This is a genomic window from Streptomyces sp. NPDC056479 (assembly GCF_042795335.1).
In the GTDB taxonomy this organism is placed as follows: domain Bacteria; phylum Actinomycetota; class Actinomycetes; order Streptomycetales; family Streptomycetaceae; genus Streptomyces.
Genome location: NZ_JBHTRZ010000019.1, coordinates 1 through 10,899 on the forward strand (window position 1 = coordinate 1; position 10,899 = coordinate 10,899).

At 68.9% G+C, this 10,899-nt stretch carries 8 protein-coding genes and 2 pseudogenes; 9 read left to right on the plus strand and 1 reads right to left on the minus strand.

What is annotated here, in order from left to right; translation table 11 throughout:
* Positions 1-180: 180 nt before the first annotated feature.
* The gene (locus tag ACFQ6S_RS42770; RefSeq protein ID WP_383421781.1) at positions 181-1,344 is read right to left on the minus strand and encodes an ISAs1 family transposase; all 1,164 of its coding nucleotides are present in this window, start codon (positions 1,342-1,344) and stop codon (positions 181-183) included.
* A 323-nt stretch (positions 1,345-1,667) separates the two neighbouring features.
* Here ACFQ6S_RS42770 and ACFQ6S_RS42775 point away from each other — a divergent pair, with 323 nt between their 5' ends.
* From ACFQ6S_RS42775 to ACFQ6S_RS42815, 9 genes and pseudogenes are all read left to right on the plus strand, one after another.
* Positions 1,668-2,015, plus strand: coding sequence for a CU044_2847 family protein (locus ACFQ6S_RS42775; RefSeq protein ID WP_383421784.1), 348 nt, complete (start codon positions 1,668-1,670; stop codon positions 2,013-2,015).
* Positions 1,991-5,953 carry a trypsin-like peptidase domain-containing protein gene (locus ACFQ6S_RS42780; protein WP_383421787.1) on the plus strand — a complete coding sequence of 1,321 codons (3,963 nt, stop codon included), beginning with the start codon at positions 1,991-1,993 and terminating at the stop codon, positions 5,951-5,953. The genes ACFQ6S_RS42775 and ACFQ6S_RS42780 overlap by 25 nt, the downstream gene beginning before the upstream one ends.
* Before the next feature lie 55 nt (positions 5,954-6,008).
* A complete protein-coding gene (locus ACFQ6S_RS42785) occupies positions 6,009-6,137 on the plus strand; it encodes a hypothetical protein (RefSeq protein WP_383421790.1) in 129 nt (42 codons plus the stop codon).
* Between the two features lie 245 nt (positions 6,138-6,382).
* Positions 6,383-6,610 (plus strand): annotated as a pseudogene (locus ACFQ6S_RS42790) (transposase); the annotation flags it as partial.
* A gap of 96 nt (positions 6,611-6,706) precedes the next feature.
* The gene (locus tag ACFQ6S_RS42795) at positions 6,707-7,474 is read left to right on the plus strand and encodes a pentapeptide repeat-containing protein (protein ID WP_383421793.1); all 768 of its coding nucleotides are present in this window, start codon (positions 6,707-6,709) and stop codon (positions 7,472-7,474) included.
* 5 nt (positions 7,475-7,479) lie between these two features.
* Positions 7,480-7,743: a pentapeptide repeat-containing protein gene (locus ACFQ6S_RS42800; RefSeq protein WP_383421799.1), complete on the plus strand. Its 264-nt coding sequence runs from the start codon at positions 7,480-7,482 to the stop codon at positions 7,741-7,743.
* A 97-nt stretch (positions 7,744-7,840) separates the two neighbouring features.
* A pseudogene (locus tag ACFQ6S_RS42805) lies at positions 7,841-8,406 on the plus strand (DUF4291 domain-containing protein).
* 445 nt (positions 8,407-8,851) lie between these two features.
* The gene (locus ACFQ6S_RS42810) at positions 8,852-9,079 is read left to right on the plus strand and encodes an isochorismatase family protein (RefSeq protein ID WP_383421802.1); all 228 of its coding nucleotides are present in this window, start codon (positions 8,852-8,854) and stop codon (positions 9,077-9,079) included.
* A gap of 222 nt (positions 9,080-9,301) precedes the next feature.
* Positions 9,302-10,899: BTAD domain-containing putative transcriptional regulator (locus ACFQ6S_RS42815; RefSeq protein ID WP_383421796.1), on the plus strand; the 1,598-nt coding region annotated here is incomplete at its 3' end.

Consider the following 10,899-nt stretch of genomic DNA (forward strand, 5'->3'; position numbering starts at 1 on the left):
ACGAGGTGCGCGTGCCGACGGAGGCTGTATTCGTCGGGTGGCGCATCGACGCACGAGCACAGCGGCCGGCACTCCCGCGCCGCGGTCCACTCGCTCTATGGGATGCCTCGCCCACAGATGGGCGCATTGCACTTCAATTTCACAATCAGGGTCCCTTGCGTGATCGAGGTCTGTCCGGATTCATCCGGTGATGCCGAGGGCGGCCAGGGGCCTTCGCCAGTCGCGGGCGGTGTGACGTAGGGCGGAGGCGATGTTGGTGTGGCCGTCCTGACGGTGGACGCCGACGGCGAGGTTACGCAGGCCGGCCATGACGCGCGGGAGATGGCCGACATGGATCTTGGAGTCGTCCTCGCGGAACGTGCGGTCGCGGACGTGGTGCAGAAGGTTTTCGATCTTCCAGTGCCCTCTGATCCAGCTGGCGAGCTGGGCGCCGGTAACCTCGCCGGGCGGCAGGCTGGTGATCAGGTAGAGGCGCTCGATGGTGAGCTTGCCGGTGGTGAAGTTCTTCCTCCAGCGCACGACTTGCAGGGCCTGGCGGGCATCGGGGTATTCGAGGTGGGCGAAGGCGGCGGTCTTCAGCCGCCGGATCTCCAGGCGGTGGTGGGCCCGGGTGCGGTCGTAGTGGTCGAGCGTGATCTCGCGCCAGGGCAGGCGGCGGACCCTGTCGAACAGGCCGGGGTGGTTGGCCTTGACCTGGGCGATGTAGTGGGCACCGCGCTCGCGGAGGTATGTGCCGTGAGCGTGCTGGGTGTGCAGCGCGTCGGCGGTGATGACCGTGCCGGTCAGGTCGACGCTGTCCAGCAGGGGCCGGAAGGCGGGGATCTCGTTGCTCTTGTCGGTGACCCGGCGCTGGGCCAGGACGTGACCGGTGTGGTCCATCGCGGCGAGCAGGGTGACGTGCCCGGTGACGTGGGTGCGCGAGCCGCGCAGGGCCTTGCCGTCAACGGCGATCGCCCGCAGTCCGGGACCGGCCGGGGCGGCGCGGGCGGTGAGGAAGGCGCCGATCGCCCGGTCCAGAGCGTTGCCGTCGAGTTGGACGAGCAGACGGCGCAGGGTGTGGGGGTGCGGGACGGACACGGTGCCGGAGAGCGGGTCGGCGGGGAAGCCGAGAACGCGGCAGGCCCACGCGGGGACGTCGCCTATCCATTCCGTGATTGCGGTGAACGAGCGGGCACCGGCCAGGACACTCGCCGCGGCCGCGGCGACCAGGGCGGACAACCGGTAGCGGCGGCCACGGACGCCTCGCGGGTCGGGCACCAGATCCAGGAAACCGGACAGTGCGACCGCGTCCGCCAGCGGGATGGGCGCGGCAGCCCGGCTCAGTTGGGCCAGCGCGGTGGGCATGGGAGAAGATGCAGGAGCAGGCACGGACTCGACAGGTGTACATGGGACTTCGACACTCACATGATCATTGAGACCGCGCCTGCACTGCGTCCGCCCCCTGCCCGAACCGGGATGTCCCCTCCAAAGACGAGACGGCACGGCACTCCGGACGAAACATGATCACGAAACGGCCCGTGGCCAGGGCATACAACGACGCCGGATAATCCGAGTACTTCAACCTGCTTCCAAATCCCCAAGCGACTGAATTCCGGGGCGAGTTGCCGCTACGCTGGGTATGTCTCTCGCTACTCCCCGAAGGGGAGTCATAGGGGTATGGGGGAAGCGTGCAGGACGCGGTTCGCATGGACGGCTCGGACGACCGTCTGGTCCTGCTCGACGTGGACGGGCAGCGGGTCTACATGGCCGTACAAGAGCTGGACAGCAGGTACGGCGACGAGCGGGAGGTCTCGGGGCGGGTTCGGCGGCGGCTGGACGAGGCCCTGGAAGGGCTGACAAGCACTGCACGGGCCGTGGTGACCCAGCTGCGGCAGAGCGAAGCCACGCGCGTGCGGGTCCAGTTCGGCTGCGAGTTCGCGCTCGAATCTGGATCTGTCGTCGCCGTGGTCGGCAAGGCGCGTACCTCGTCGGCCTTCACGGTGGAGCTGGAATGGGAGCAGCCGCCGACTCCGTGATCCCGGCCGAGCTGACCGGCTGGGAGGGACTACTCAAGGCGGCGACCGTACGGCTCGAACCGCCCTCTGGCAACATAGGCACCGGATTCGTCATCGCCGACCGCCTGGTCGCGACCTGCGCGCACGTCGTCGCCAAGGATGAGCGCGCGCTGCCGAAGCAGGTACGCGGCCGAGTCGTCGCCCTCGACCGGGACCTGACCCTGGAGCCGGTGGCCGGCTCCTACGTCCGGGACCGCGAGGGTGGGCTCGACCTCGTCCTGCTGCGCATCGTCAACACCTCCGGCACCCCCGCCCCAGCCCTCCAGCCGGTCCTCACGTCGAGCAAGGTCGAGATCGACGACGGCCTGTGGACGTACGGCCATCCGGTCCGCGGCTTCCTCGGCCAGACCGAAACCCTGCGCTACAAGGGCACAGATCGGCACAGCGACCGGCCGGGCGCGCCCTGGCTGCCGCACGCGGAAGGGGAGCTGGGTGAGGGGTACAGCGGCAGCGCCATGATCAACCTCCGTACCGGCGCGGTGTGCGGCATGGTGAGCACCTCCAACCTCAAGACCAGCGTCCACCTGGTGCCGGTGGCGGAGATCCTGGCGCGCTGCCCCCCAGGAGCTGACCGGGCGGCCGTCAAGGGCGACTGGCCGTGGCGGCTGAGCCCCGGCCAACTGGAGGCCGGCGGATGGCGGCAACCGACCCCTCTGCTGCTGGACTATCTGAAGGGCGCCCGCAAGGCGGCCGATGGACAGCACCCGTATCCGATGATCGAGGGAGAGCCTCCCAAGACCCTGTCCATGGTGTACGTGAGCCCGAGCGTCGGCTCGGAGGAGTCCGCTGAGGAACCGGGCACCACGGAGAACGAGCGGATCCCGGCCAAGGATCTGTTCGGGCTCGGCGAGGACATCCTGCTGATCGGTGCCCCCGGCTCGGGCAAGTCGAGCCTGCTCCGGCACGCCGTCACCGAGGTGGCCGCCCAGTGGAAGGACCCGGACTGGCACGACCTGGTTCCCGTCCGGGTGGACGCCCGGGACCTGGACAAGGACTTTCCGCTGGCCGCGATCGCCGAAGCCGTGAAGAACGAGATCCTGGCTCCCTCGGCCCAGGGCTGGCCTCCCGAGTGGTTCGGCGGGCCCCCGGTACCGGCCACGCGCTGGCTGGTACTCGTCGACGGGCTCGACGAGGTGGGCGGCCGGGAGGCCCGCAAGAGGGTGATCGAGAGGATCACCGCACTGCGGGAGCTGAGTGTGGGCGACAACTACCGCTTCCTGGTGACGACGCGCCCTCTGCCGACCGAAGAACTGCCCACCGACCTGCGCAGGTTCGACCTGCTGCCGCTGGACCCGCGTCAGCTGTCCGAGTTCGCCACGCGCTGGCTGACGGCCCTGAAGGTGAGCGATCCGCGCGATGCGGCGGATCGCTTCCAGCATCGTCTGGAAGCCTCCGGGATGACGGATCCGGCCCGGACACCGCTGATGGCCTCCATGCTGTGCCAGCTCTTCAAGGAGGACGAGAACAAACCGCTGCCCCGCGGCCGCAGCGCCGTGTACGAGGCGTTCGTCGAGGCGACCCAGCACGGCAAACGCTGGAAGCGGAGGGATTCACCGTGGCTCAAGCTTGAGCACAAGACTGCCGAAGAGCACGCAGACGAGGGCGTCGCCGCGCTGCACGGTCTTCGCAAGATGTTGCCCGGCCTGATCGAGCGTCTCGCCTACGAGCGCCACAACCGCACCGTGGGATCGGCCGTGAAGCTCCTGACCGCATGGTCGGCCGCTGACAGGCCCAAGGAGATATCGGAGACAGTCTGGGCCGACGTGTCTGCCTACGCGCTTCCCGAACTCCTCCGTGCCAGCGGACTGTTGCGCCAGCGGCGCAACGACTTCGACTTCATCCACCAGACCTTCGCCGAGTACCTCACCGCGCGACGGATCGCCGGGAACCCCCGGCTCAGCACCAGGGAGTTCCGCCGGGTCTTCGGCCACGACCCACGATGGCCTTCCTGGGCCCTGGGCCTCGCGCGCGGCTACGATCCGGCGGCGACCTCCGTGGTCCGCTTCCTGATCGACGCCTGGGGGCAGCAGAAGAAGAAGCAGCGCGGACTCCAGTCGACACTCCGCCGACTGGCGGTGCGTGACAGCGGCGCGACCTTCATCGCCACCCTCGTCGCCGACGGCTCGGTGGTCGACGAGGAAGCTCGGGACACGGCCATCTCCGTGCTGCACGGCGCCGCCCTCGCCCTGGACCACGAGGCGGCGGTCGCCCTGGTCCGGATGGGGGACGAGCGGGGCGTCAAGATCCTCGCCGAAACGGCGGAGCACCACCGAAGTACGGACCATCGGCTGAACGCGGCCTGTGGCCTCGCCGACCTCGGAGACCGTCGTGGCATCGACGTTCTGCGCGCCATGGCGACCGACTCCACTGCCCGCAACGCCATCCCGGCCGCAGAGGAACTGGTCCGACGAGGTGAGGCGTACGGGAAAGCAATCCTAATCAAGATCGCGAGGGGCCCCGAAACCGCCTCGGCGGCCTGGTTCGACGCCGCCAGGACCATGCTCCGGCTTCAGCTTCCGGAGGGCCCCGAAGCCCTCCTGGCCCGGTTGACCGACACCGGCGCCTCGAGCGATGCGCGGATCCTGGCGGCCGAGAACCTGGACGGAAGGTATGCCGAGACGATCACGGCGTCGCTGGCGGAACTGATCCGTGGCGGACCGCCTCCGAACGACTCCATCCGGGCCCTCAGCCTGCTTCAGTCACCGTCCTACCGAGGTCCACGCGCGGACGCCGTGCTCGGCGGCCTGGGCCAAGATCCGGGGCTGCCCGTGCAGTTGCGGATCGATGCGGCACAAGCCGTCCAGAACGCCAAGCGGCGCGAGCGGCTGCTGGTGGCCGCCGCTGCGGATCCCGAGGCGAGTTCCGCGCTGAAGATGCAGGCCCTGGAATATGTACCGGCCGTGAAGGGCCGCCACATCACGGACATGCTGTTGTCGATCCTCAACGATCACTCCGCCACGATCGAGGTCCGGCGCTCCGCCGCGCACCGGCTGCCGTCGTCCCCCGAGCCCCGGACCGGGACCCAGGCGGCTCTGACGGACCTGCTGAACGACCCCGACTTGTTGCAGGGCGCACGCAGCCTGCTGCTGGAGTACACGGCCTCGTGGTGGCTTCCGGTACCCGCGGGAGGACTCCCCGCACCGGACACATCGCCCTGGTGGTCCGACACGGTCAGCGCGATGATCCTCGACGGCACACGGGACGACGGCGAGCGTCGTGAACTCATCACGCAGTTGAGCCAAGCCGGCGCCCGGTCCCAGCTGACGCTGCTGGCCGAGACCGAGACCCTCTCGGGCAGGCTGCGTCTGCTCGCCGCACGCCGGGCCACGGCCATCACCGCCCGGCAGGGCACTGGGAGCGATGTGAGACTCGCTCTCGCACGGAGCCTGAGCCTTCATCCGCGCCATCGCCTTCTGGCTTTCGGTGAGGTCGCGTGGGACGTGAGCGTGCGCATCGCCGTCCGCTCGGCCGACCTCACGCGGGTCGTCGCCGATGGCCTGACCGAGTTCGCGCGGGTCGTCGTGGACGCGGTGCGCACTGCGGTCGACTGGGTGCTGACCGCGCTGCTCCGGCTGCCCTTCATCGCCCTTCTCGCCGTCCTGCCGTTCGCCGTGGCGGTGGCGGCCAACGCGTTCGGGACCGCCTGCATGGCTCCGGACCCGCCCGAGGACTGGAAGCTGCGGGTGTACTTCGGGGTGACCGCCCTTCTGGTCACCACGCTGTATCTCGGGGCTAGCAGGGCCTGCGGGATGGGGCGAGAGGGACGCAAGGTCATTCTGTACGGCCTGCTGGCGGGGGCCGGATTCGGTCTGCTACGGCTGCCGGAACCGGCGATCCTCAACGACATGGGCACGTATCTCGCGTCGGTGATTCCCTGGGACAGACACTGGCAGATCTGATGCCTCCTGATCACCAGATACGACGCGAGTCCTCCACCTCCCTCTCCCGCGCATCATGGCCAGCCTGTGCAACCTCGCCATCGGCGTCCACCGTCAGGACGGCCACACCAACATCGCCTCCGCCCTACGTCACGCCGCCCACGACTGGCGAAGGCCCCTGACCGCCTTCGGCATCACCGGATGAATCCGGACAGACCTCGATCACGCAAAGGACCCTGGTTGATCACCATGCAGAGGACCGGAAGCCATGCCTGAACGCAACATCGAGTTCGGCAAGTACGGTGCCAGTGGCCTCAACGTCCGCCACTGGACCGAATCGTCCAGGCATGGGCCAACGACGACGATGCGGCCCTGGACGACGCCTGGATCAGCGACGCAGCGGCAGACCTGCTCGGAATGGGGCCAGTACGAGTACGTCACGAACATCGGCGCGAGCGGATCCGCGCGCGCAGGATTCTCCCTGTCGTGGCCCGCCGGGGCACACCCCATGGCAGTGGACTGGGCCGATACCGCTGGGTCGTAGAGCGCACGTTCGCGTGGCTGCATGGCTTCCGGCGCCTGCGTGTGCGCTGGGAACGCAGGGCTGATATCCACGTAGCCTTCCTCAACCTCGCCTGCTGCCTGATCACCCTGCGCCAGATCCGCTCACTGTGTTAGCGGATCCGGGTGAGAATTCGGCCGTTCGCCCGAAGCTGTCGTCCGCCGCGCTGCCAGAACGCCGATCCTCCCTGGTTTCGGGGTTCCATGGCCCGTATGACCAGGCTGAGCACCCTGGCGCAGCTGCGCCGAATCTCTCACCGCGGCGCACGTCACGGAAGCCAAAGGCGGGCACGTCCTCGCACGGGCGACCATACGGAGGGAAACCGCCTGCAGTGGGCGGCGCTGGCGGCGGCATCGCTACCGGGGATCGCAGCTCTTGCCGCCTTGCTGTTCACCTGGGTTTCGGTCGAGCAGTCCGGCGAACAGTTGCGGATCGCCGAGCGTGGGCAGGTCACCGGCCGGTTCAATGCAGCAATCGGCAACCTCTCCTCGCCGGCCGTGGACGTCCGCCTCGGCGGCATCTACGGCCTGGAGCGCCTCATGCGAGATTCGCCGCACGACCACCCCACCGTCGTCACCCTGCTGACGGCCTACGTCCGTGAGCACACTCACGGGCAGCCGGGCGGCTCAGCTGATGCCCGCCCCGCCGCGGACGTCCAGGCGGCCATGACGGTACTGGCCAACCGGGATCCCACGCGTGACGGTCGCGGCGACTTCAACCTGCGCAACGTCCGCCTCCGCAACCTGATCTACATGGGGATGTGGGACCGGGCCCGCCAACACGTGATCGGTATCAATTTCCCGGAGGCCGACTTCAGCGACGCTGACCTATTCAGCGCGGACTTGGAGCATGCCCATCTGGTCGGGGCGGTCATGGCGCGCACAATTCTGCAGGAAGCAACTCTGAACCAGGCTGAGTTGGCGGACGCCGACCTGACTGATGCCGACCTGAGTCGGTCGCACCTCGAGCACGCCACCTGAGGCGGATCCAGGCGGCGAGGGCGCACTTCGACGAGACGGACCTGACAAGAGCCGCATTGGAGGATGCCCGTCTGCAGCGGGCCAGTCTCGTCCGTGCCAGCCTGACCCAGGCCATCCTGCGCGGAGCGGACTTGAGACAGGTCGATCTCCGCGACGCGGACTTCACCGACGCGGACCTGACCGGCGCCGATTTCAGAGGCGCGAAGAACCTGTTGACCGCGGAGTTCAAAGGCACGGTCCGCAAGGGCACCCGAGGGTTGCCTCCGTGACAACAGCCGGACTTCCACCACCCCGACTCATTGTGTTAGCCGTTCTAAGGCAATATCGGTTGGTTGGGCTGGTGGGCTGGGTGGCAGGGTGTGGGGCATGACGCCCCGATATCAGGTTCGTGCCGACTATGATGCTCGCTCGATCGTGGTGTATCAGGCGTATGCGCCTGTGATTGCTGAGGGGGCGCTGCGGGCGGGTCGCTTTGTTGCGCCGTTCTCGTTTGACCGAATGACGTGGATCAAGCCGTCGTTGATGTGGCTGATGCACCGCCGTAACTGGGCCCGTAAGGCTGGTCAGGAACGTGTTCTTGCGGTGCGGATGACTCGGGAGGGCTGGGAGGAGGCTCTGTCCCGGGCCGTGCTGACGACCGCCGATCCGGCGGCGGTGGCGCGGGCTGCCGTGCATGTCCAGTGGGACCCGGAGCGCTCGCCGCGCGGAGCGGCTCTGAACCACTACAGCATCCAGGTCGGTATCGGCCGCCATCTGATCCGCACGTTCAGTGACGACTGGATCGTCAATCTCACCGATCTGACCCCCGGATCCGCAAGGCGTCGGCACTGATACAGACCGGGCACGCCGCCAGGGCGCGGCGGCTGTTTCCTGCGGAGCGCGCCTATCCGATGCCCCGGGCGCTGGAAGTCGTCGTTTCTCCGGGTAGTTGACGGCGCAGGGGTGGGGGTCCGCCCCAGGGCCACCGTGCTGCGGGCGCTTTCGGCACACGCTGATCTTCTGGGTCAGGAATTCTGTTCAGATGTGTGGGCCTGCGCGGGCTGGGGGGCCGGAGTCCGGGTTGAGGCTGTCGGATGAGGAGCGGGCTGCGCTGGAGGGGTGGGTGCGGTGTCGTTCGGCGCTGCGGGCGTGGGCCTTGTGGTGCCGGATCATCCTGGCCAGGGTGAAGGCCACCTAGTCTCGCCTCACTACTACTACCCGTCTGACGACGCCTGGCAGTTCGGCGGCCCTGTCGAGCAGTACATGTACTGCGTCGGTATGTTCAGGCGCTGAGGGCCTTCCTCCTCGACGCATTCACCGGCTCCGGAGGCCGGCTTCCTGCCCGGGGTACGGGAGCACATCCTGGACGGTACGGCCGTCATCGCCTGGCCGCACAGGATCGTTGGGCCGGAGTCGTACGACCTCGTTCTTCGGTTGCGCGAGCGCGGCATCTCGCAGGTTCTGCTTGCCGGCGTGGCAGCCGGTCTCTGTGTCGAGGGCCGCCTGGGCGAGCTCGTCGGGCAGGGCTTGGAAGTCGTGGTCGTCGGGGATGCCACGGCCGGCCCGCGGTTCGGGGAAGGTGATGGCTGTCTATTTCCGGCCTCGTCGGCTTCCGCTTCCCTGTGAGCGTCTCCTGGGCGGGGGCCGGGGCCGTCTCAGCGCTGCGGGGCCGCCGGTGACGTCTTGGACGATCGCGCAGGTTCTGCGGACGCCCGGTCATGGTTCATCCGGTCGGTGGGTCGTAGCGTCGCAGGCAGCCCCGCCGACGGCCCGCCGCGATGTCATCCATGGCCCCGAGCAGACTCCGGTGGATGGCACGGCAGGCGGTACGGGCAGGGGGGAACGTGAGTGGGGGAGCAGCTGCGCTTCGCTGTTCTGGGGCCGGTCCGTGCCTGGCGCGGGTCGGACGAGGTTGACCTCGGGCCTCCGAAGCAGCGTGCGGTTCTCGCCGTGCTTTTGCTCGGCGAGGGCGCGCAGGTTTCAGTTGAGGCGCTGGTGGACGCCGTCTGGGGCACCGGGTCGCCGGGTTCGGCGGTGAGTTCGCTGCGCACCTATGTGTATCGGCTGCGTCAGCTGCTCGGGCCGTCGGCGATTGTTTCCGTGGGGGGCGGCTATCAGATGTCCGTCTGTCCCGACTCGTGTGACCTGAGCGCTTTCCGTGATCTGGTTGCGCGGGCGGACCGGGCGCGGCGCGACGACGACGCCAGGGCCGCTGCCCGGTACCTGAAAGACGCCGTCGCTCGCTGGCAGGGGACAGCGCTGGCCGGTATCCGCGGGGAGTACGCCCAGGCGCAGCGCAACTGGCTTGCACGGCTGCGGCTTTCGGCCCTGGAAGCGGCTTTCGCGGTCCGGCTCGACCTGGGCGAGCACGCGGACATCGCACGGGAGCTGGCCGCTCTGGTGGCCGAGCATCCGCTGGATGAACGGTTCAGGGAGATGCTGATGCTCGCCCTGTACCGGTCAGGGCGGCAGGCCGAGGCACTGATGACCTTCAGCGAGGCCCGTTCGCTCCTCGCCGAGGAGATGGGGATCGATCCGGGACCTGAGCTGCGGAACATGTATGAGCGCATCCTGCGGGCGGACGTCGCGCTGACCACGCCGCGGGCAGCCGCACACCCGCACGCACTGCAGCCGGCGCCCCGCCGGCCGGCGCCCGCACAGCTTCCCGTCGATCTGCCGGCTTTTGTGGGGCGTGCGGAGCAGCTCGCCCAGGTCGATCTGATGCTCGACGGGGAGGACGGGTTACCCGCTCAGGTCGGGGTGGGCGTCATCACCGGCATGGCCGGAGTGGGCAAGAGCACGTTCGCGGTGCACTGGGCGCACCGCGTTGCCGCGTGCTTCCCTGACGGCCAGCTGTACATCAACCTCAGGGGTTTCGGCCCGGCTGGACTGCCCCTCTCCCCGGATCGGGCCCTGCGCACGGTTTTGGAGTCGTTGGGGTGCGATCCCATGGGCTTGCCGCAGGATGCCGACGCTCTCGCGGCCTGGTATCGCACGCGACTGGCAGGGCGGCAGGTGCTGCTCGTGCTCGACAACGCCCGCGACGCCCGGCAGGTGCGCCCGCTGCTTCCCGCGAGCCCCGGCTGCATGGTGATCGTCACCAGCAGGAACCGGCTGTCCGGCCTGATCGCCACCGACGGGGCCCGCCCGGTCCACCTCAACGCGCTCACCGTCGCGGAGGCGCGTGAATTCCTCGCACGCAGGCTGGGCGCCGGCCGGGTCGCCGCCGAGCCGGCAGCCGTCGATGAGATCATCGGACACTGCGCCGGCCTGCCGCTGGCCCTGTCCGTCGCGGCCGCGCGGGCGCTGGTCCGCTCGGCCTTCCCCCTGGCGGCTCTCGCCGGGGAACTGGGCGGCGGCCAGGGCCGCCTCGGCGCGCTGAGCGGCTGCGATGCGGCTGCCGACGTGCGCGCTGTCTTGTCCTGGTCGTATCACGCTCTCACTCC